We start from the raw sequence: 21,460 nt of genomic DNA, 5'->3' as shown, positions 1-21,460 counted from the left end.
CAGAAAGCTGAAAGACAAAAAAGCATTTAATTTTTTGGAGTTATAAATACGATGCCTAAGATATCCGTAATCTCAGAACATATTGAAATTAATCCTGGTGTGTGTGGTGGTAAACCGCGTATTGCTGGACACCGAATTAGAGTACAAGATATTGTGATTTTGCACGAAAAGATGGGGCTTTCTCCTGATGAGATTGTTTATCATTATCCTAGTATTACTTTAGCTGATGTCTATGCAGCTTTAGCTTATTACCACGATAATTTGGATGAGATTAGACAAGAAATCGCACAAGGAGAAGCTTTTATTAAAGAAGTAGAGGCTAACACCCCTTCGATTCTGCAACAGAAACTAAAGAATCGAAATGACAGATAAAATTCGCTTCCATTTAGACGAGAGTGTAAGTAATGCTATAGCAGAAGCTTTGCGTCGTCGTGGTATTGATGTGACGACTACACCAGAAACAGGATTAATAGCTGCATCAGATGTAGAACAAATTGCTTTTGCAAGTTCTCAGAATCGGGTAATTTTTACCCATGATGATGACTTTGTAGTGCTTCATCAAAGCGGCATGAGCCACTCAGGAATAACTTACTGTTCACAAAACCGTCGAGCCATTGGAGAAATATTGACAAGTTTGATTTTAATTTGGGAAGTTCTTCAGCCTGAAGATATGAAAAATCAACTTGAATTTCTCTAAAGAATGTAATGAATTTACATTTGAATCAAAGTACTAAGGTAACCCAGGCGATCGCATTTTTATCCACAACAGAAAAGCGATCGCACTTCCGAATTTGTTATTGTATCAACTGCTAATTTATGAAGATTTCAAGCATATTTTGACTCTTGAAAACCTCAGCACAAAGTCTATAATTTCAACGCGTAATCACTGATTCAATTAATCTTCTGCTTGCAACAACCAAAAGCCACTGTAAGTCATCCCGGAATCATCTGGTTGCACTAACAAAAAGTGTAGCCCTTGACTTAGCTGTTGACGCTGTTGATAAGTCTTAGCCGCCGCAGCCACTTCTGCATCTTCAAAGGTAGCCACAATCCATCTATCTGCTAAACCTGCTTCTAATACCAAACCATCGGGCGCACCCGCAATATAATTTAAAGATACTGGGCGTGCTTCGTGTAACCACCTTGCTAAACGCATCGATTGTCTTCCACCATAAATCACGACACCAGGAACTGGTGCTGTGGAAGGTAAGCCGAGATTTAAGGGTTTAAGAAATTCTGGGAAATGGAGAATAGGAATTGGGCGATCGCTAAATGCAGTTTCTACATCACCAGCACTCAGTGTTGCAAAGCGCCATTGTTCTCCCCAAAGGTTTTCTGGTAAAGGTGCAGGTGGTGCTTTATCTATAGCTGTGGAATATTGCTTTTCCTGTAACCATTGTTTTAATGCGAAAGTGCGGCGGGTAGGTTCGACATTAATACCTAAATTACGTCCAGCCGCTTCAATTAAACTTAAAGACTGAGGGCGAAATACTTGGATTATATCTGGCAGTTTTTCACCAGATGCTAATTCAATTTGAGCTGTCAGCCAACTAGAATTTGCTTCTTTTTGGGGACAGGTAGCAACATACTCAAAGCTGCGATTCGCATCACAAATTAACAACTCCCAAAGCACTTGTCCTGTTGTATCTTGCTGTGGACTCCGATAAAAATCAGCTTGCCAAATGTTCATATTAAAAACCTAACTGCTAAGTGCACCAAGAAAGAAACCAGTATTTATTATCGATGTTAATCGGCACTTCAAATTAACAAACCTTGTGGTACAGACATCTAGCCCGCCTTCATAATTTAGCTTCAATACTAATTAGCTTATACCCATAATCATTTAATTATAATTTTTAATTACGAATTACGAATTACGAATTACGAATTAGAAATTATTACTCGATTTCCTCACAGCGAATTAATAGCCTTTCCATCGCCTCTGCTAGGGATATTAATTCTATCCAAGAGGAACCGCTAACTAAATTTTGCGCGTGCGCTAATCGGTTGCGTAGCTGTTCGGCGGATTTGAGAAAACGTTCTCCAGATCGCTTGGATTTTAGTTCAAGTTGCTGAAGCAGTTCTGGTTGATTTAAAACTAATTCTCGTTTATCACAAAATTGCAGATAATCTAGCAAATCTGTAGCTTCATTTCTCTCTTGACTTTCTCGCCATAGACGTTGTGCTACTTGTAAGCGTTCTGGTTTGAGAACTTTTTGCCAAGAATCTTGAGGATAGTAAAGCCGCACTAAACGCAACAAATTCATCTCTAACAGCGTTACTAAGCCAAATAGCAGCATTCGTGCGGGTGCTTTTTGTAAATCGCCACAAGTCACAATCCCCGTTACTTGATTGCAGTCAAGCACAAATAATCGGGGAGTTTGTTGGAGAATAGGTAGCAGCTTCATCAGTGGAGTAGAAATCGCAATCAGTTCTTTGGGATGAAACACTCGCTGATACTCACTACACTTACCAGCTTTGGCTTTCATCAAGCTGCTGCGTTCTACATAACCGCTGATACTGTCTCCTGACTCCACACCCACAACATCAAAATCCTTTGCTTGCATCCAATGCAGAACTTCAATGACATCAGCTTCAGCCGAAACGGCTTTGAGGGGTTCTGCAACATATTCAATAGTGATGTTGTTCTCAAACAAACTCCGCAAATCTTGAGAACGCGATTTAAGCTGTTTCATCTGCGTTTATTAATAAGTCATCCGCAGTATCAGTATTTCATGACAGCCTGCATCGTTTCAGTGCAAACTGTATCCTACTGCGGATAGCATTCTGCTGGTTAATTAAAATATTAGGCGATCGCGCTTCGATAAATAAAAAGCTGAGTACCATGTAGCATACCTTAGGCGTAAGCCGTAACACACGAAAAGCCTTAGCAAAGGTACGTTACCCGGAAGCGATCGCACTAGCAAAAACCAATGTTTTCCAAGGCTGAATTGCTAATTTTCTTTAAATTCAAGCTATTTCTTTTAAAGAAAGTATCATATTCTTGGCTAAGTTTGATTGTAAACTATTTTATTAACAGTTATAGCAACGCATTGCTAAAGCACTATCTTTCTGATTACTCTTGGAAATTTTCTTTAAGATAAATTATGAAATTTTCAGCAAAGCTAAATTTACCAAAAATTCTCAATTTAATCTCACTTGGTTTGTGTTTAAGTGCAGGCAGCGTATTAGCCCAAACATTAGCTCTCCCTAATAATTTAATTAATTTTAGCTCTGATGAGGGTAAAAAATTATTGCTTGAAAGCCAATCACGAGAAGATTTTTTTCCTCTTAGCAGTCAGTTTGTCACCCAAAATAACCAAGCCTATTGTGGTGTTGCAAGTATTGTCATGGTGTTGAATAGTATGGGGATTCCAGCACCAGAAGCGCCACAATATAAACCTTTTCGCGTGTTTACTCAAGATAACTTCTTTAGTAATGAAAAGACTAAAGCTGTGATTGCGCCTGAAGCAGTCTCACGCCAAGGTATGACTTTAGATCAACTGGGAGGATTATTAGGAAGTTACGGTTTGAAAGTAGAAGTTTACCATGCGGCTGATAGCAGTTTAGAAAATTTTCGGAAGATGGCAGCCGAGAATTTAAAACAATCAGGAAATTTTGTGATAGTTAACTATTTACGCAAAGAAATTGGACAGGAAAAAGGCGGTCATATTTCTCCTTTAGCTGCATATAATCAACAAACAGATAGATTTTTAATTATGGATGTTTCTCGTTATAAATATCCGCCTGTTTGGGTAAAAACGGCAGATTTATGGAAAGCGATGAACAGCGACGATAGAGCCTCAGGTAAAACACGCGGTTTTGTATTTGTCAGTAAAGGTTCTTAATTTCACACCAGCATGAAAGCTGATTTGGATAATTTTTGTGATTCAGAGGAGCCTATTCCGCGCATCCTACAGCAGTTTGATGGCTATGCTGCGGCAATCTTTTTCAGATGATGTGCTTTTTCATTGTCAGCCTTGGCGAACCTTCTCATTGAGGAGAGGATAAGCTTTTGTAAGGTTTCCCCCTGTTATGCGCTAATTCTTCAGTCAAAATTGACTGCTGCGAGAGTGAGAAACCCTACTTTTTGAAAAAGCCGCGGTTATGGGCAGTAAATTTTAGTAAAGTCAGTGCTTTTCACGTTTCAGGCATCTGGCCATGAACCAATACTGCTCGGTTAAGGATTTTCAACTCGGAATTTGGTTTGGGAAAAAGGTGAAAGGGTAAGGGTTAAAGGTTTTTTCTTGCCCCTTTTACCCTTCCCCTTTTCCCCTTAACCGACAAGTATTGGGCCATGAACCAAAGTGATTTTTCATCTAAAATTGGCATGGTCAACCTGTATCAGCCATATAGTTAGCGCTTTAGCACCTTACAAGCACTGTAGAGGCCAAGTGGTGAAGCAGCGAAGTCTTCTCTAAACTTATGGCAGAAAAGGCAGTTGCTATTTTGGGTAAGGTGCAGGCAATTGTAAAAGCTATATATGAACCTAATTTGATATTCTTAAAATTTAAATTAATGTGGTAAAGAATACTAAATATTTAATTAATCAACGTAAATTGAATGCATACGACTACAACGGCAGTAACAATGAATATATTATTCACAGATTTCCAGCGCCCGCTCAAATAATTTTAATTTTCACAAAGGCAATTATCAGATTTATGAGCAGTGAGTAAAGCTATAGTGTATTTAGCCATGCCGCAGTGACAGCAGTCCCAAAATAGTATATGAGACTTCTAAAAGTTAAAATCCTGATACAACAGACAATTTTTGTGCAAAATCCGAATGAGATTGCTGTAATGCGGTTAAGCTGAAATTCTCATGCCAAAGTATTTTAATAATTAGTTGAGACACGCACTCTAACTCGATGACAGGCAAATACGCAAGACATAATGCATTTCTGCGGCTAGTGTCTGGTAATGGAGCACCATTAAGGTCAGAATCCCGCTACTCGCTGCTCCCTAGTAAAGAGATGATAATTGGACGCGACCCTAGCTGCCAAATTGTCTTGGATGCCATGATGTACCGGATGGTATCTCGTCGTCATGCTGTGGTTCGTCCCCTCTCTTCATCTCCAGATAACAAGTTCAGCTGGCTAATTTGTGATTTGAATAGTGCCAATGGCACGTATTTAAACGGACAACGTTTACAAGGTTGTCAGGAATTACACTCAGGCGATCGCATTTCTCTGGGTACAGATGGCCCGCAGTTTGTGTTTGAGCATGAGCATATCTCCCAAGCGACAATTATGACCAGGCCGGCGACACCCCTACCCTCAGCTGGTGCTTTCTCTGGTCAATCAAAATCAGATTCGGTCAGTTTTACGCAACTGTTCCCCATTATTTCTACTGGTAAAGATTTAACTCGTAAAGCTTACCTAGTACCGGGAATTTTAACAGTTGTGTTTGTCGTACTCATGTTTGCTACGGTAGGTCAGCCACAAGCAAACCAAGTGATTGTAGCGAGTTATATAGCATTTGCTGCCTATTACTTTGTTTACCAGCTTTGCGGCAAACAGAAACCTTGGTGGGTACTTTTATCGGTGGCGTTGGGTACGGCGCTGATTTTGAAGAGTCCCTTTTTGGACTTATTTATTTTTGTCTTTCGGGGAATTTTGCCTGGTAGTTTACCCTCCGCCCAAGATTCGATTACCTTCACTGAATTACTGGTGCGAATGTTCTTTGGCGCTGGGTTAATGGAGGAATTACTGAAAGCAATACCTGTATTAGCAGCATTAATTATCGGTATTTTATTGCCCTCACCTTGGCGAGAACGCATCGGCATTTGGGAACCTTTAGATGGGATTCTCTTGGGTACTGCTTCGGCTGTGGGCTTCACCCTGTTAGAAACCCTTGGTCAATATGTGCCTGTGATTACTCAAAATGTGGCTCAACAGGCGGGAGTAGGAACTGGTCAATTAGTAGGGTTGCAGCTACTAATTCCGCGCATTTTAGGGTCTGTCGCTGGACACATGGCTTATAGTGGCTATTTAGGATATTTTATTGGCTTGGCTGTTCTGAAGCCGCGTCTGATTTGGCAAATTTTGCCCATTGGTTATGTGAGCGCTGCGGCACTCCATGCGTTGTGGAACGCTACTGGGTCGATTAATGCTTTGCTGTTGGTAATTGTCGGGGTGTTATCTTACGCCTTTTTGATGGCAGCAATTTTGAAAGCACGAGCGCTTTCACCAACGCGATCGCAAAATTTTGCCACCCGATTTCTGGGGCCTAAGTAAAAAATGGGGAATCGAGGTGCAGGGGAATAGGGAAGCAGAGGAGCAGAGAAGCAGAGGGAGCAGAGGAGAAATGAACAATCTCTTTTGACTCTTGACTAATATTCTCTGTCTTTTGGTAGATAGCACTGCTTTTGTAATCAGCCTATAGTTTTAATTATGTTGGGTAATTGTGCTTAAAAAATCTAAGCAAATAATTATAAGACCCGCAATACAAGTGTTGTCGAGTGCGGGCAAAGCTAAGAGTTGTCTGAACTGGCTCCCAATTATTGGGATATAAGACTACTAAATTTAGGATTCTGACTGAAAGCTATTTAATTCGTTCAGGGCATAGTAAGAAATCGCTAAACTAACCTTTGCTTGCTCGACTTCCGATAAACTTGTCCACTCACGATTACCCAGCTTAGTAATCATGGCTTTTGGGCATTGAGGTTCGCCACTACGCATGGCATAAGCATAAGGACGGGCTAAAACTAAGAGATCATCAGCGCCCCAACTTGGTAACATATCTTGAACGCATCGCACCAGTTGTTCGCCAATTGGCTGTTGGGAGGAAAACATCTCAGCAGCATTTTGGGCAATGGTATTCAGCCAACCTTGGGGTACTACCACAAAAGCTTCTTGCAAACTAGCCATCAAAATCTGTTTCAGATTATGGCTTTTTGAGGCTGAATCTACATGATGTGTAGACCAAAGATTATCAAGTTGACTGTAAAAATCTTGCGATCGCTTGTTAAGCTCATCTTCTTGCCATAAATCATCGCCGAGAAACTGTTGTTCTAATTCGTTAAAATAGGCTTCTGATTCTTGATCGGCAGGATTCCAAGGATAAGTTGCATCTGCTGGTTCTAGTAAAGTGGCTAGAAAATCTAATTCCACTTGAGATGGTGAAGAATTGAAAGTATTTGAATTGTTAATGTTGTTAATCATGTGACGCTCCCGATTGTTTATTTAGCGGTATTGACAGCTACAACTGTCGCGATCGCGTTTCCGCAAAAATAAATTGAAATTTGTCTAGAGTGAAAAAATCTTTTCAGGATGTTGTTAGGCTGTTACAGATTGCAATTGCAAATAGACTGATGCTGGTTGTCATTTGTTATTGGTAATTTGCCATTTATATAAAGAAATTACTAATTACTAATGAAGCTTTTGTTCAGCAACAGAGAGTAACTAGGCACATTCACTGATTAAGACTCTTCAATGAGAAACTCCCATATTTCACCTCTAGAACTACCAAACTTTAACTGCATTCCCGATGTCAAGAGGACTTCCTCCCGGAGGATTTGTTGCCAACCGTTAGCACTAAAAACCCAAGTAGTGCCGTAGGTGGATAAATCTTGCAAGTAATAACTTCTTACCGGAGTACTACCAGCCAAAGTATTGCGGCAGATAATTTCCGCATGGCGTTTAGAAACTGAAGGTTCTGGGATGATAATATCGTTGTCTTTGATGCGCCCAATGCGAGTGACTCCAGAACGTAACAACCAGGTTTTACCTCCTGGTGAAAGCGATCGCAAAAAAGCTGTGGGTACCGAGGCAATTATACTCGGAATTGTAGTATCTGGTAGCTCTGTAATTCCCTCATCAAAACTCTTAATCAGTTCGCCACAAAAATCTGGATGCTGATAGAGAACTGGTAAAGTCCATGCAGGTTGATTGAATTTATATAGTGTTAATAATTCCTGTCTAGCTTCTGCTACAGCCTCATCAATTGGCTTGCGCGATCGCAATGCTTCAGTAAAAGCTTGAATAAAACTGTGGCTTTCTCGATCAGCTATTTCATCACGCATTCCTAACACTGCTGGTACGCCATGACGAATCAGTACTTCTGCCAAACTACTAGAAGGTATAGCTTGATTATTTGCAGATGCAGGTTGTGCGCCCCAACAAGCATTGAAAACTGCTAATTTTACGCCATTTTTGGTCAATACTTGGGCTAATTCTATGCCATTTAACCTCATCCCCGGACGCAACAACAGTAACCCGCCATCTGGATCGGGGAAACCATGTCCGGCATAGAAAAAGACATTGTAAGCTTTTGTTTCCAACTCCTCAATCAACTCTTGGGGGGTGGGTTGCAGCAGGGTATGTACCATGCATGGCGCATAGCCTTGAGAATTGCTACCTAATGGCCCCGCTTTAGTGAGGGTTTGGGTTAAAATTTCTGCTTCTTTTTCCAAATCTAAATCTTGGTCTTCTCCTAAAACTAAGAGAATATTCAAAGCTTGATCGGTTCGCAAATAAGGCAGTGATTCAACTTCACTGGTTGTCCGGCTAAATACTATATCTTGAGAGAGCGACATCGCCGATTGACCAGGCTCGCGTTGCATAATCTCCCAAGGTAAAGCAATCAAATCTGGATCGCGAATTTCCAAACGCAGGCGCAAGCGTGTATGCAGTCCCATAGCCATACCCCGGCTGCGTTCTAAACTACCCAGAATGGGCCCATCAAATAACCAGCGCCACAAACTAATCCCCAAATATTGCATCAGACGACTACTGTAGCCAGCCGTTTGTCCGGAAGGGGATGAAATTAAATTTAATGGTAATGGAGCTATCTGTGGCAGTGCTGAACGTGAGGAAATATCTAAGGGAGTATGACCGGCAAACATTTCCTGCCATTCTTGCCAAACTTGAAAAAGTTCAGCCGGCCAGATACAGTCATGCAAAACATAGCCACTAGGATAAGGAGCCTTTACAACCCAAATGGCAAAGTTATCAGTGCCGGTGTTAGTTAAACGCGCGATCGCCAGGTTCAGGCATGGCAATGAATTCATTAAACTAAAAGGTAAAAACGAATTATTAATAACAATTTCTCAACGTAAAGATTGTAGGGCATGAGGCATTGGGTATTTGTTATTTCTCCCTATTCTCCTTTTCCCCTTATATACCTATTCCCTAACCCCTAGTCCCTAGTCCCTAGCCCCTACCTGTATTATTTCAGTTTTTATGAATTTATGGGGTGTGGGGCTAAGTTGGATTCTCATCTTTTGGCGGCGTAGTTGCTGGCGGTTGGTTGACTGGCGCGGCTGGTGCTGTGTCTTCGCAGGGATTAGTTTCGCCTGGTTGTAAGACAATGGCGCTAGACCGGAGTTTGGAGAGTTCAATGCGTAAGGTTTTCTTTGGTGGCTGGGATGCAACCGCGTCTTTTGGAGGAGTAGGTGTATCCGGATTAGGACATTCTTGAAGATTCACCAAAGAATCTTTACTAGCAGAATTAGGGATGGGTTTTTTATCAATAACTTGAAAATAAGTCCCTTTGGGAAACTTTTGTTTACTATTGACGATTTCACGATTGGTTTCAATTACCCAACCTTGTGCCAGATTCTCCACGTTGCGTACTGCTGTTGGTTCTGGAGTTGGTTGTACAGTGGTATCGGGATTAGATGCAACTGGCTGAGTCGGTAAGGGTAATCGCAATCGCATTAAGAAGTAGCCAAAGGTACCAGATGCCACAACCAAGATTAACGGCACAATCCACTGTAGAGGTAATTGAGCAATTTTGGCGCGTGGGTTGTCTGGAATTACTTGCGTTTTGGCATTGGAATTGCTTAAGTTGGTTGTCTGTGCTGTTTTGGTAGTTTCCACAGCTTTTGTGGGCACATTTTCGGGAATGAAGGGAGTCAGGCTTGACTGTGGTTCTACATATTTGACTTGATAATGTACCAAGGCAATAGTGACATTATCATGTCCATTTTTCGTATTCGCGATTTCTACTAATTTTTCTGCCACTTCTACCACATCGGTTTGCCCTGTCAGTATCGGCAATATTTCTGTTTCCCAGTAATCTTCGACGCGGTCAAAATCACTTAAGCCATCGGATGTGAGGAGAAATACTGCATCTTCATCCAAAATAAACCTCTGGGAAGTGGGATGTAATGAAGTACTAGGACTCATCCCCAAAGCCTGCACCAGGGAACCAGAACCACTCTGTTCGATTGCTTCCCGATACACAGCGTAGCCTAATCGGACTTCGCGGGAGGCGACATCATCATCTAAAGTTACTTGATAACAGCCTTGGCTTGTAATCCAGTAGGCGCGACTATCACCAACATGAGTAATGTACATTTCATGGGCTATAGGCAATGCCATGACCAAAGTTGTGCCCATACGTTTGCGCCCTTGGCGATTCTCGCTATCGTTACGCTGGCTGATTTTATCATTCACCACTGCTACAGCCGATTCTAGGTCTGTGAGCAGCATGGCTGGGTCTATATGGTCAGAAGGTACTTTAGTGAGTTGGTTTACCTGCTGTTGAATGGTTTCAATCGCTAAATTTGATGCCACATTACCGCCTTCATGTCCCCCAATCCCATCGCAGACTATCGCTAAGGCTGTCGGCTGTGGCGGTTTACTTACTAAGGTGTCAGGAGGGGGATAACAAGCATCTTCATTGCGTTGGCGGCTGGGGCCAGTATCAGTTTTAGTATAAATTTTGATTGTCTGCTTTTGCGATCGCCCTAGTTGAGCCAATCCATAATCTAGAACTGCTGTTAATTGTTCTGCCGATCTGATTTCTTCGTTAATTAAAGAACTACTAATTTTATGAATTAATTCTGCGATCGCAGGTTTTGCTTGCTTGTGTAACTGCTGCCAAAATTCGCCTAATTGAATTAAGCTAGGCGTTGCTGAGTCATCATTACGTAATTCCAACAACCGGATTAAGGAGCCTTCTACCCTAATTAAATATGGGTCAAGTAAGCTAGATGCTACTTCTTCACTTAACAGAGGTTGCCACAAATTCGCAATTTGCCACAGCCAGTTGAGTTGGCGCATAGATGTGGCATCACCCCATGCTGTAATTAAATTGGGGCAAAGTTTGACTTCTTGAGTCGTGCCATCAGTCAGTAGGGGTGGTTTTTCTAAAAGTAAGATGCCATGAGAACGCTCATCTATTGGCGGGATGATGCCATATACCTGCGGTATGTTTAAGCGATAGGGAATTAACCTGAGATATGGTCTGAGTTCTGACAAATTATCTAATTCTGGTGTTTGTGGCGATATTCCTGGTTGAGTATCAAAAACCACGGATTTATCGATGACTAAATAGCGATCAGCTAAAAATTCTCCGGCGGCAAAACTGAGACCATCTCCCTGAACCCAGAGATAGCGTTTGGGTAGGGGTGTAGAGCATCGCAAGCAAAACTTGTGGCTTATTGGGTTAGGAGCTTGACAAAGTTCATTAGGGCAGTAGAGTGTTGCCGCATCATTTTCCATAGTTTTACTCACCGATCAGCAATTGGCAATTCCTTCAACAGCATTGGCAGCGGTAACTAGACCGCTCAAGTTTCTTGAACCTGACATATCCAACTTTGGATCAATGATTTTAGCTGGCGGATAGCAGCAGGTGCTAATACTTATTGATCTACTTATCCAAAGAACTCACTCCTGAGTCAACCCTACAGCCTCATCATAGCTTCTATTGCTCTAAAACTTTCCATGTATCAGCACAGCTTACTCTAACTTTTTCACCAAAACATAACCCCAGCATTACTATATTGTTTGTTAATGAATTATTACATCAAAATAGGCTGATAATGCTGGTATTTCTTTAGTCTATAAGTTACTACATAGCCGTTAACTGTAAATTAAAGAATGCCAGATAGCTAAAATACAGCAGATAACCCAAGTTTAAAATTTGTAAAATATTTAACTGATCAATTACTAGTTGAATGCTACCACTACTTGCAGTGGTCGGAGTTGTGGCTGAACAAAGAAAAAATACTTATGCCTATTTTCAATAAAGGGGAATGAAATATTTACTCAGAGTACAAGAATATTCTCTTTCCAGAGTGTTATAAAAATTAATAAATTTTGTCAATTGCAGCTACTAATCCTACAGCAACTTGCAACTAAAAAAATATCTGATTGCTGTTTAAGCAGTCCCAATGAAAAAAATTTCACCGCCAGGCACAAAACTCTCAAGGGATTTTTACTCAGCAACGCCACTGGCGCGATTGCCGGGAAACCCATCCAATGCAGTGGCTTCTCAGCACTCGCACTCTCAAGCTAGGAGTCTGCCAACCCAAAAATGTTAGGTGGAGGTGGAGGTTGGGGAAAGGTTAAAGGGAAAAGGGTAAGGGACAAAAACCTTTCCCTTTTCCCTTAACCGCAAACTATCGAGTTAAATCACTAGAATTTAGCTGTTAATTCTACTTTTTCTCGTCAACTGCTACTTGGGGAAGACCCATACTGTAGTTATTGACGCGGCTTTGGAGATTGTAGCTGATGTCACCTTTTTGCAAGAGCGATCGCAGATAATGCTCCAAGTCTGAACCAACGCGGCGTAAGTTGTAGTCTGTTAAGTCTGCGCCACTAGATGCTTCTACTAATTCATCAAATTTTCGATAAATCTTTTGTAGGGCATCTTCATTCCAGTTGAATTCGTTGTCTGGGTCTACGTCTAACGTTAAGACTTGATTACTGGGAACCAGTTCCCCATCCCGGTCAATTTCTGCGGCAAAAATGCGAATATGCCGGGTTGTAGACTTGAGCAGCATCGGGTTGTCCATAAAAGGTGTAAGATTTGGGTTAATTACACTGAAATCATTGTAGACGTTATGCCCTAGCTTAAAATGCCCGAAATAAAAAGGAATTGCCTTAATTAGGTAGGCAGTCCCAATGAAACAAGTTTCACCACCAAGCATGTAAGTAATTTTTACCTGTTCTCCGTTCCCTGTTCCCTGTTCCCTACTTACAAGCTAGAAGCAAAAAGCTTGTGCATTAATTTATGAAGCTGCTAACAAATAGGCAAGGGAGGTTTGTTCAACTAGGAACGGCAGACAAAATTTCCTCCAGAGAAAATGATGGGGTATGTAGTTCTCATTTCTCTACAAACTACAATTTTGTGGCAGCAATATGCAAACCATATTTCAGCAATAATGTCAAGCTATTAAGACTCATTAGGATTGAGCGAGGTTGAAGTTAGGCTAGTACGGTTCGTAGGAATTCACCAACTAGATGCACATGGCTCAAAATCCGACTTAATCAGCCTTGTGGCTTCTACTCTGTAGTAGAAGACGGTAATTACTGTGTTTTTCTGCCTGTAATTTTGATTCAGAACAAAAATAAACTTTGAATGACTTTGCTACTCAACCTCTTCTAATTTTGAGCAGGAAAAAACCTGCTTCTAGTAAATTTACGTAGTTATGCTACAACAGTCTTGAGGTTTCATAAAAAATCAAAAATTTAGTGTTTTCACGTAAGTAAAATCACCAAAATTTCAGTAAAATCCCAAACTGTTGTTGACGTTGAGATAAAGTTGATGTAAAAACCTTTAAAAAGCTCGAACAACTTCTTACAGAAACTTTATTGTATAGAATCTTAAAAACTGAATAATAGTTATGGCTTACCTGAACCACCTCTGGTCTAGGAGGACTACAACCTACGTAGCCAAAGCCGGAATCGAAAAAGACACAGGAGTGTGAAATGGAAGACAAATGTGATGGATAAAGAATAATTCTTAATTCAAAACTATTTGGATTCAAAAGACAATATAAAGAATTTTGGTGGAGATCTAACTCCTAAACTTCATGACCACTAAGTAAAGGAATCCTCAAATCTATGAATTCTAAAGCCTTACCACGCCAAATAAATAATATTGAAGTAGGTGTTTATGAATGCGAAATACATCTAAAATTCCGATTAGTTGAAGAAAAAAGCCTGTTAAGCGATCGCGAACAATTATTGCAAGTGCTGCTAGATGCTTTAACTGAAGGATCTGATGACTTTTTAGAGACCCTACACGCGTCTGTAAAAGCCCAAGAAGTTTCTGAGTTTAAAGCTTCGCCGCAAATGCGTCGTCAGCTGATGCGCTTACGTAATTTTGCCGATAATAGCCAATGATTATTTGTATGATTTAAGTAGTGAGAAGTTAGGAATTGAGCATCAAATGGTGAATTTGTTTTCAGTTTATCCATCTGCTGTCAAGATATATGGAGTTGGCTTGTGTAATCTAACCCCACGGCTAGGAGTTAAACATACTCTCTAACAGCCTCAGAAAGTCTTACAGTAGCCCTCACCCTTTGCACTACGGAAAATACTTGGGTGCCTACTAATGCAGTTCTGCTTCAATAATCAGGGCGGGTTAAATTTGTTAAAAAATTCTCTGTTCTGGGAAATACGTTTAATCAGGGTGTCACTTCAAGTTGGCGAAGTATTAGCTAGCAATCTTTGGCGTTATATACTCTAAACATTTAAAAAATTGTTCAATTAATCACTTATGTTTTGAGCGATTGCAGTAGTTGAAAGTAGTATTTTGCCAGCTTGAAGTTACATTCCGCCCTTCAAACTGGTTTAGAAGGACAATTTTACTCAAATCATCAGGGATAAATTAAATTTGCTCGCAAATCTAGGTTTAACAAATAGGCCTAGTACAGAGGGTGCACAAATCAACAGACCATTCAAAATGGTGTCAAAGCCTGGAATACAATTCTTTTGACTTTTGTACAGGCGTGATTAATCGCGTCTGTGTGACTTAGGAGGATAAGAAAAGCAACGAATTAGAGTAAACATGACTATAGGCGAGCAAATGCACCTATATGGTAATTAAAAGGTGCACAGCTGAGATTAATTACTGATTATTGGCTGTTAAATCTTGCCCTTTTTGTTCACGGCTAATATCTGCAATTCATGACATTTATTTAGCAAGCCCATGTTCTAAAGCAAAACGAACTAACTCTGTACGGCTGTTGGTACCAGTTTTACTAAATAAACGGCTGACATACTTTTCCACATTCCGCACACTAGTCTCTAAACGACGGGCAATTTCTTTATTCATCAACCCTTCAGCCACCAAATTCAGAACACTTTGTTCTCTGGGAGTTAGATCGATTTTAAAAGGTGCGGGTGATTGAGAAATAGCGTTTCTTTGGGTTAATAACGCCTTAATTTGAGCAATCTGATGTGCTAGTTCCGCAATATCAGGAGTTTCCGTTTCTTCTCCCGTTGCTGGAGTCTTAGCCATGCGCCGGGCAAGCAAATTTTCTACAATGGCAATTAACTCATCTGGATCGAAAGGCTTAGGTAAGTAAGCATCAACACCAGCTTGGTAACCTTGGATGCGATCGCCTGTCATTCCCTTAGCAGTTAAAAATACTACAGGCAGTGCTTGAAAACGGGGGTCTTCTCGCAGTTGTTTTAAAAACTGATACCCGTCCACCTGCGGCATCATAATATCCGAAATCACTAAGTCCGGTGTATTTTGTTGCATCAATTCCCATCCCTCACGGGCGTTACTGGCAACTTGAACGCTGAAACCGCTTTCTTGTAAATAATCTTTTACGGCTTCCCGCAATCCTGGTTCATCATCTACCAGTAACAATTGTGCTGACATTGAAAATTTCCTTGATTATACCTTTTTCCAATTTAGCGAAAGTTGGCAGAGATTGGACAGGGGGGAGGAAATAAGGGATTGGGGATTGGGGATTGGGTAATGGGTAATGGGAGATGAGGACGATAAGGAAGATGAGGCGAGAAGGGGAAATAACAAACACCCAATTACCAATTACCAATTACCCATTACCAAATGACAAATGACCAATGACCAATGACAAACACCTATAACCATTCGATGATTTGGGCTTTTTCTGGTAATTTGGCTTCGCTTTGACCGGAGTAGCGCGCTTTGGCGGTAAATAAACCGATGGGGGTACTTAAAAAATCTACAAGGGTGCCTTTGCCTGCGATCGCCTGCAAAATATTTTTGGGTATTTCTTTTAATAACCAGCGTATTAAGCGATGAATATAGTCTTTGGGTTTTAGCCCTGGCATTAACTTGACACCGTACAATTCATGTAAGTAACGATTGGAGCGTCCGTAGCGTCGCCATTGGCTCTGTAGCTCTTTGAAGGTGCTGCGGTGGCGATGCTTAACTATCGCACCTGGAGCAAATTTTAAATCACCGATTTTGGCTAAGAGAATCCGCCAACAAATATCTGCATCGCCGCCTGTAGTGAGATAAGGACGAAATAAACCGACTTTTTCTAAGACGATGCGGCGAATGGCTAAATTAGCGGTTTGTCCGTAAGCACAGAAGGGATGGGTGAGTGTGTGCTTTTGTGATAGAGTATCTTGCTGATCAGCGTGTTGTTCTAAAATATTTTTACCAGGCAATGCGGCAATTTCACCGACCACAATCACTATATTTTGGTCGCTAAAAGGCTGAATGAGTAATTCTAGCCACTGTGGTTGTGGGCGACAATCAGCATCGGTAAAGGCGATAATTTCGCCTGTAGCGGCTCTAATACCAGTATTACGAGCTGCATAGGAGCTTTGAATTTGATTTTCGCTTAAAGGGCGAATTGTGAGGGGAGAAAGCTCTGCGGCTGTATTTAAATAGGTGAGAGTGCGATCGCTGCTATTATTGTCTACCAACAAATACTCTACCCGGTCTTTAGGGTATGTTTGCGCTAATAAACAAGAAATTAAATCTGGTAAATCTGTCTCACCATTATAAATAGGAACAACCACTGACACCTGAGGCCAAAAGCTGTGGGCAGTGGTTGTATCAACTGATGAATTATTCATAAAAATAAAATTTTGGAGATGGGATTAATTAGATTCCTAAATTAGTATTCCCATTCCAAAATTCTAAAATCAGTAATAGTAGCTTGAGATTGAAAACTAAAATTTCAAGTCGTTAGCACGGCTGCTCATCGCACCAGAAGGTTGGCTTGCTGGAGGTTGAGCGAAGTTAGTATTTGAGAGAACCGCAATTGCACGTGCATACTGTGGATCGCTTGGTGTACCAAGTAAATCCGGATTAGATGCTAGTTGACGTTCCTGTGCTTCTGTCAAGTCCAGCTTGATATCTGGTGTAATTCCTTTATGGTTAATATCTGTTCCCTTGGGAGTGTAATAGTGGGCAATAGTCACTGCTAAACCAGAACCATCTGTAAGTTCATGCACTGACTGTACTAGAGCTTTACCAAAGGTTTGACTACCAACTACTACGGCTCGCTTATTATCTTTAAGTGCGCCTGTAAGGATTTCGCTAGCACTAGCTGAATTACCGTCTACCAATACAGCTAAGGGCAGATTTGTGATTGCAGTACGATTAGCTTTAGTATCTTCTGTGCCACCTACACGATCTACTGTGCGGACAATTCCACCGTTATCCAGCCACATCCGCGCAATTTCGATGCTGGCTTGCAATAAACCGCCTGGATTACCCCGCAAATCTAAAACATAAGCATTAACTTGCTTACTATTTAAATCGCGGATAGCGCGCCGCATTTGATCCGCAGCGTGGGAACTAAATTCTCGTAACCGAATATAACCAACGCGACGGTTACCTTCTTGTTTAACGGTATAACGTACTGTTGGTACTTCAATAGTCGCTCGGGTTAGCTTTAAATCAAAAGCACTTTGCCCGGCGCGTCCCAACCGCAAAGTTAAAATAGTACCAGCTTTGCCACGAATTAGCTTAGAAGCATCATCCACTTTCATTTGTTGAGTGGGTTTGCCATTAATAGCTAAAATTTCATCGCCGGCTTTAATACCTGCTTTTAGCGCTGGGGAATTTTCTATAGCTTCTACAACAGTCAGCCGCTTGGTTTTTTCGTTCAATTCCATGCGAATACCAATCCCGGAGACTTCCCCAGAGGTTTGGCTGGTTAGCGCTTCATATTGTTTGGGGTCCATAAAGCGAGTGTATGGATCTCCCAAGGTTTGCAAAGCTTCACGAATTGCAACGTATGCTTCTTCACGAGAAGAATAGTTTTTATTTAAAAGGCTCCCTCTTGTAGCTTGCCAATCTTGTTGATTAAATTTACCATCAACATACTCACGATTTACCAATTGCCATACTTGGTCTACTAAGGCTTTCGGGCTATCTTGGAGCGCAGCACGAACGCAGCGTGTCCAAGCAGGGCCAAATACGGATACAGTGGCAGTCGTGGCGATCGCTCCACCAATCAAGGCTACTTGGAGCGGCGAGTAACGTTTCGCAGATTGGTTCATGTATATTTAGCTGGAATAATTGTGTTGTTGACAGTTTAGCAATCAGGATTTCCAGAATTTTTTAAGTTTTTATACTCAAAGTTCAGCTATCCTTTCTTCATCATTTCTTCTTAAAAGAATGATAAAAATATAGCTTAACTTTATTAATAATCATTTCTCCGTTGGCTAGCTTTCTCCGGAATATCATCTGGGAGTTATGACACTGTAATCTGCATCAACTATACACCCTTGATTACTTTTATAAGATAGCACCTTGCTAGCTTAGTTGCAGGTATTTTAAACATCCGCTAACCAAGCTTTTCGTAACTGCGTCATGAAACGTAATGGTTCCATCAAATCACAAATTTCCCACGAGAAAAAAGATAAGAAACTGTGGCGATTGATACGAAAAGTCGCTTGTGGTGTATGCGTTGTCCTGGGTATTTGGCTGATTTGTACCACTATAACCCTAGTTTCTGCATCTTCACAGTCTGTAGATGCCTTTTTTGTCCTTGGTGGTAGTATTCAACGAGAAATACACGTAGCTCGAGAGGCAAAAAGGTACCCTAATGTTCCAATTTTGATTTCTCACGGTTCGCTAGAACCATGTATATGGCTATTATTCCAGCGAGAAGGTACGGAGTTGCAAAACGTTTGGTTAGAGGATTGTGCAAATTCTACCTGGGAAAATTTCTATTATGCGATTCCGATTCTGCGGCGCTGGAAAGTAAACAAGGTAAAACTAATTACATCAACTACTCATTTACCGAGGGCGCAATGGATGGCGCAAATTCTCTTGGGAGCAAATGGCATTTGGGTAGAGCCAGATATTATTCAAGAGCAAGGTATCCCTGGTAATCGTGAGTCTTGGCAAAAAACTGGATTAGATGTCACTCGTAGTTTGTTATGGGCGGGTTTCAGCCAAGTTATGCAGCCGCAATGCTCAAAGGTGAAAAGGTTGGCTGAGGTGGATATGCAAGCTTGGGAGAGTCGAGGGTTTAGGTGTGAGCATCAGGGGATGTTGGGAAGATGAGGGGAAAGGGGAAGGGGGAAAAGGGACAAGGGGATGAAGGGGATGAGGGTGTGTTGAGATAGACACGAAATGGCTTTCCGTACTCCTACACTTAAGCAAGCTATGCGTAGTGTCTCTAGCAAGTAGGCAATTTACAGTGCTGTACCCTCAGCAATAACACAGGCTACTTCTGCGGCAAAAATATTAGGAATTGGTATAGCTGAATTGGTATAAGTAGATAAATGACATCTAGCTATGGAGGTATGTTTGAGACTGTGTAAAAGAGCGCAATTCACTAAATTACCACCTTTAACATCTAGATATTCTTTTTTAGTAAGGATTTTTGTCTAAAACAGGAAGTGGATGTCTTTAGATCGGCACCAACAGCGATACCATGCATTACAAAAACAGTATGATCTGGAGGCGGAGAAGCTAAAAGAACTGCGCTGTAGCTATGCAATTGAAGCAAATGTGAGTGTTAAGTTTCAACTGAGACATCAAATTGAAAAAACAGAAACAGAACTGCAGGAATTAGAACAGCAGCTAGAACAACTGGAACGAGCTTCATCTACTCAACGACTGTATCGTGCTTTATTAAAATTAGGCTATCGTCAGCAAAATCGAGCATTCCGGCGATTTGTGGAAGCGCATTCTTTAGGCGCTTTCCTGATTCACGGTTCACAGGAATATGGTCAACGCTGGTTATTGAATCGGTTGATAGTTCAGCACGTTCCCAGTCTCATGAACGCAAAAGAGATCCCAATTAAATTAAGCCGCATTGGTCGCAGAAGTGACATTGCAGCTTTGTGGCGTGAACTTGGGGGTAAAGTTGGTCTAGGTAAAGAAAGCTCAAAATTAGAAATTGCTGAACGAGTTTATCAATGGTGGCGAACTCAGGATGTCCTGCTGATTATCCACAATGTTGATTGTTTATCAGAAGATTTTTTGCATGAAATCATTAAAGATTTTTGGCTACCACTGACGACTAAAGTCAGGGAAGTTGATTCACAAGCTAGCCAATTGAAATTATTCATGTTCTTAGTAGACTATGAAGGCTGTACAAATACTTGGAATCTTGATTTTGCAGAAAAATTTGACCCTAACTGGAACCCAAATAAACCTGTGAAGCTACCGAAGATTGGCAAATTTTCTGGTGATGAACTGACTAAATGGCTAGAGCATGAGGAGGATGAACTACCACGTCAACTCACAGATCAGATAGATGAAACAGTACAGACCATACTCAATAATAGCGATAAGGGACTTCCACAACTCGCTTTAGTAGAAATTTGTTACCTGTCTGACTGTAATTGGTATAAACACGAGGAAAAATGGTTGAGACTATAGGTAGACAATTTTTGGAATATACAGGTAAAGTTCAGCCCAAGCTAGGAGAAAAAGGGGCGAATGGTCAATTATTGTATCCATATTTACCTAGTTCAGAACTGGTAGAAGCAGTCAATTTGGCGATTTACTTAGAACGTCCGCTACTGCTGAAGGGGGAACCGGGATGTGGTAAAACTTTGCTGGCGAGTGCAGTTGCTTATGAACTGAATTTAAAATTAGAAGCTTGGTATATCAAATCTACCAGTCGGGCGCAGGATGGCTTGTATACTTATGATGCAGTTGGACGGTTGCGCGATGCACAGCTTGCTGCTTCTGGTCGCTTGACAGCAGAACAAATCCTGCGAATTGATGACCCAAGTTCCTATGTGCGCTGGGGGCCATTAGGTCGAGCATTTCAGCAGGAAAAGCGTATAGTTGTGCTAATTGACGAGATTGATAAGGCTGACATTGACTTTCCCAACGACTTGTTGCTGGAATTAGATCAAAAAAGATTTATTGTCGAAGAAACAGGCCAGGAAATTCAAGCCAAAGTCGCACCGATGGTTTTGATTACTAGCAATGATGAAAAAGATTTACCAGATGCTTTTTTGCGGCGGTGCTTGTTTCATTATGTAGAATTCCCTCGCAGTGAACGGTTAATAGAAATTGTCAACTCTCACTTTCCGGCTGCACCGCAAGCTTTGCTAGATAAAGCTGTGACTCGCTTCTTACAACTGCGGCAGGAAATGGGGAAATATAAAGGAGAGGCAGGTAAAAAGGTCAGCACCAGCGAATTAATTGACTGGTTTCGTGTCCTGCGTCGCTATCCCGAAGATGAAGTGCTGGCAAAATTGGAAGGTAAAATTCCGTATGCTGGTGTGTTGCTAAAAAGTTGGGATGACCATATACGTTATTTGAGTCAAAACCGTGGACGGGAATGATTTACT

Annotated in this window: 17 protein-coding genes; 8 read left to right on the top strand and 9 right to left on the bottom strand. The window is 41.2% G+C overall.

Annotated elements, in window-relative coordinates:
• The first annotated feature begins 51 nt into the window (after positions 1 to 51).
• Together HG267_RS14520 and HG267_RS14515 are read left to right on the top strand one after the other, a co-directional pair.
• Positions 52 to 372: a DUF433 domain-containing protein gene (locus HG267_RS14520; protein ID WP_045872618.1), complete on the top strand. Its 321-nt coding sequence runs from the start codon at positions 52 to 54 to the stop codon at positions 370 to 372.
• On the top strand, positions 362 to 697 hold the full coding sequence (locus HG267_RS14515; protein WP_045872617.1) for a DUF5615 family PIN-like protein: 336 nt from the start codon (positions 362 to 364) through the stop codon (positions 695 to 697). Before HG267_RS14520 ends, HG267_RS14515 begins: the two co-directional genes overlap by 11 nt.
• Positions 698 to 895: 198 nt before the next feature.
• Here HG267_RS14515 and HG267_RS14510 read toward each other — a convergent pair whose 3' ends face one another.
• Together HG267_RS14510 and HG267_RS14505 are read right to left on the bottom strand one after the other, a co-directional pair.
• Positions 896 to 1,690 (bottom strand): Tab2/Atab2 family RNA-binding protein, encoded by a 795-nt coding sequence (locus HG267_RS14510; protein WP_045872616.1) that lies wholly within the window; start codon positions 1,688 to 1,690, stop codon positions 896 to 898.
• Positions 1,691 to 1,898: 208 nt separating this feature from the next.
• Complete coding sequence (locus tag HG267_RS14505) at positions 1,899 to 2,696, bottom strand: hypothetical protein (RefSeq protein WP_045872615.1); 798 nt, start codon at positions 2,694 to 2,696, stop codon at positions 1,899 to 1,901.
• A gap of 411 nt (positions 2,697 to 3,107) precedes the next feature.
• On the opposite strand from HG267_RS14505, the gene HG267_RS14500 reads away from it, so the two are divergent.
• Positions 3,108 to 3,848, top strand: a complete 741-nt coding sequence (locus HG267_RS14500) for a phytochelatin synthase family protein (RefSeq protein ID WP_045872614.1) — start codon at positions 3,108 to 3,110, stop codon at positions 3,846 to 3,848.
• A gap of 1,022 nt (positions 3,849 to 4,870) precedes the next feature.
• Complete coding sequence (locus HG267_RS14495; RefSeq protein WP_045872613.1) at positions 4,871 to 6,238, top strand: PrsW family glutamic-type intramembrane protease; 1,368 nt, start codon at positions 4,871 to 4,873, stop codon at positions 6,236 to 6,238.
• A 288-nt stretch (positions 6,239 to 6,526) separates the two neighbouring features.
• Here the strand turns inward: HG267_RS14495 and HG267_RS14490 are convergent, their stop codons facing one another.
• The 4 genes from HG267_RS14490 to HG267_RS14475 form a co-directional block, all read right to left on the bottom strand.
• Entirely contained in the window at positions 6,527 to 7,165 is a 639-nt protein-coding gene (locus HG267_RS14490) for a hypothetical protein (RefSeq protein WP_045872612.1), read from the bottom strand.
• A gap of 257 nt (positions 7,166 to 7,422) precedes the next feature.
• A complete protein-coding gene (locus HG267_RS14485) occupies positions 7,423 to 9,003 on the bottom strand; it encodes a CHAT domain-containing protein (protein WP_045872611.1) in 1,581 nt (526 codons plus the stop codon).
• Between the two features lie 202 nt (positions 9,004 to 9,205).
• Positions 9,206 to 11,452 (bottom strand): PP2C family serine/threonine-protein phosphatase, encoded by a 2,247-nt coding sequence (locus HG267_RS14480; protein ID WP_045872610.1) that lies wholly within the window; start codon positions 11,450 to 11,452, stop codon positions 9,206 to 9,208.
• A 935-nt stretch (positions 11,453 to 12,387) separates the two neighbouring features.
• A complete protein-coding gene (locus HG267_RS14475; protein WP_045872733.1) occupies positions 12,388 to 12,747 on the bottom strand; it encodes an NAD(P)H-quinone oxidoreductase subunit M in 360 nt (119 codons plus the stop codon).
• Positions 12,748 to 13,798: 1,051 nt separating this feature from the next.
• Between HG267_RS14475 and HG267_RS14470 the strand changes: the two genes are divergently transcribed.
• Positions 13,799 to 14,080, top strand: a complete 282-nt coding sequence (locus tag HG267_RS14470; protein ID WP_045872609.1) for an Npun_R1517 family heterocyst differentiation transcriptional regulator — start codon at positions 13,799 to 13,801, stop codon at positions 14,078 to 14,080.
• Between the two features lie 793 nt (positions 14,081 to 14,873).
• On the opposite strand, the gene HG267_RS14465 is transcribed toward HG267_RS14470, so the two are convergent.
• The 3 genes from HG267_RS14465 to ctpB all read right to left on the bottom strand — a co-directional run bounded on the left by HG267_RS14465 (position 14,874) and on the right by ctpB (position 18,196).
• Positions 14,874 to 15,569, bottom strand: coding sequence for a response regulator transcription factor (locus tag HG267_RS14465; protein WP_045872608.1), 696 nt, complete (start codon positions 15,567 to 15,569; stop codon positions 14,874 to 14,876).
• A gap of 224 nt (positions 15,570 to 15,793) precedes the next feature.
• Complete coding sequence (locus tag HG267_RS14460) at positions 15,794 to 16,762, bottom strand: glycosyltransferase (RefSeq protein WP_045872607.1); 969 nt, start codon at positions 16,760 to 16,762, stop codon at positions 15,794 to 15,796.
• A gap of 96 nt (positions 16,763 to 16,858) precedes the next feature.
• Entirely contained in the window at positions 16,859 to 18,196 is a 1,338-nt protein-coding gene (ctpB, locus tag HG267_RS14455; protein ID WP_045872606.1) for a carboxyl-terminal processing protease CtpB, read from the bottom strand.
• Positions 18,197 to 18,509: 313 nt separating this feature from the next.
• Between ctpB and HG267_RS14450 the strand changes: the two genes are divergently transcribed.
• The 3 genes from HG267_RS14450 to HG267_RS14440 all read left to right on the top strand — a co-directional run bounded on the left by HG267_RS14450 (position 18,510) and on the right by HG267_RS14440 (position 21,454).
• Positions 18,510 to 19,208 carry a YdcF family protein gene (locus HG267_RS14450; protein WP_194007699.1) on the top strand — a complete coding sequence of 233 codons (699 nt, stop codon included), beginning with the start codon at positions 18,510 to 18,512 and terminating at the stop codon, positions 19,206 to 19,208.
• 342 nt (positions 19,209 to 19,550) lie between these two features.
• Entirely contained in the window at positions 19,551 to 20,534 is a 984-nt protein-coding gene (locus tag HG267_RS14445; RefSeq protein ID WP_045872605.1) for a hypothetical protein, read from the top strand.
• The gene (locus tag HG267_RS14440; protein ID WP_045872604.1) at positions 20,519 to 21,454 is read left to right on the top strand and encodes an AAA family ATPase; all 936 of its coding nucleotides are present in this window, start codon (positions 20,519 to 20,521) and stop codon (positions 21,452 to 21,454) included. The genes HG267_RS14445 and HG267_RS14440 overlap by 16 nt, the downstream gene beginning before the upstream one ends.
• The last annotated feature ends 6 nt before the right edge of the window (positions 21,455 to 21,460 follow it).

It is taken from the genome of Tolypothrix sp. PCC 7601 (assembly GCF_025677855.1).
GTDB lineage: Bacteria > Cyanobacteriota > Cyanobacteriia > Cyanobacteriales > Nostocaceae > Aulosira > Aulosira diplosiphon.
This window is presented reverse-complemented; position numbering and strand designations above follow the sequence as displayed.

Bases quoted from the DNA above. Each gene is read 5' to 3' on its own strand.
- HG267_RS14520 (WP_045872618.1), top strand. From the start codon at position 52: ATGCCTAAGATATCCGTAATCTCAGAACATATTGAAATTAATCCTGGT.
- HG267_RS14515 (WP_045872617.1), top strand. From the start codon at position 362: ATGACAGATAAAATTCGCTTCCATTTAGACGAGAGTGTAAGTAATGCT.
- HG267_RS14510 (WP_045872616.1), bottom strand. From the start codon at position 1,690: ATGAACATTTGGCAAGCTGATTTTTATCGGAGTCCACAGCAAGATACA.
- HG267_RS14505 (WP_045872615.1), bottom strand. From the start codon at position 2,696: ATGAAACAGCTTAAATCGCGTTCTCAAGATTTGCGGAGTTTGTTTGAG.
- HG267_RS14500 (WP_045872614.1), top strand. From the start codon at position 3,108: ATGAAATTTTCAGCAAAGCTAAATTTACCAAAAATTCTCAATTTAATC.
- HG267_RS14495 (WP_045872613.1), top strand. From the start codon at position 4,871: ATGACAGGCAAATACGCAAGACATAATGCATTTCTGCGGCTAGTGTCT.
- HG267_RS14490 (WP_045872612.1), bottom strand. From the start codon at position 7,165: ATGATTAACAACATTAACAATTCAAATACTTTCAATTCTTCACCATCT.
- HG267_RS14480 (WP_045872610.1), bottom strand. From the start codon at position 11,452: ATGGAAAATGATGCGGCAACACTCTACTGCCCTAATGAACTTTGTCAA.
- HG267_RS14475 (WP_045872733.1), bottom strand. From the start codon at position 12,747: ATGGACAACCCGATGCTGCTCAAGTCTACAACCCGGCATATTCGCATT.
- HG267_RS14470 (WP_045872609.1), top strand. From the start codon at position 13,799: ATGAATTCTAAAGCCTTACCACGCCAAATAAATAATATTGAAGTAGGT.
- HG267_RS14465 (WP_045872608.1), bottom strand. From the start codon at position 15,569: ATGTCAGCACAATTGTTACTGGTAGATGATGAACCAGGATTGCGGGAA.
- HG267_RS14460 (WP_045872607.1), bottom strand. From the start codon at position 16,762: ATGAATAATTCATCAGTTGATACAACCACTGCCCACAGCTTTTGGCCT.
- ctpB (WP_045872606.1), bottom strand. From the start codon at position 18,196: ATGAACCAATCTGCGAAACGTTACTCGCCGCTCCAAGTAGCCTTGATT.
- HG267_RS14450 (WP_194007699.1), top strand. From the start codon at position 18,510: ATGAAACGTAATGGTTCCATCAAATCACAAATTTCCCACGAGAAAAAA.
- HG267_RS14445 (WP_045872605.1), top strand. From the start codon at position 19,551: ATGTCTTTAGATCGGCACCAACAGCGATACCATGCATTACAAAAACAG.
- HG267_RS14440 (WP_045872604.1), top strand. From the start codon at position 20,519: ATGGTTGAGACTATAGGTAGACAATTTTTGGAATATACAGGTAAAGTT.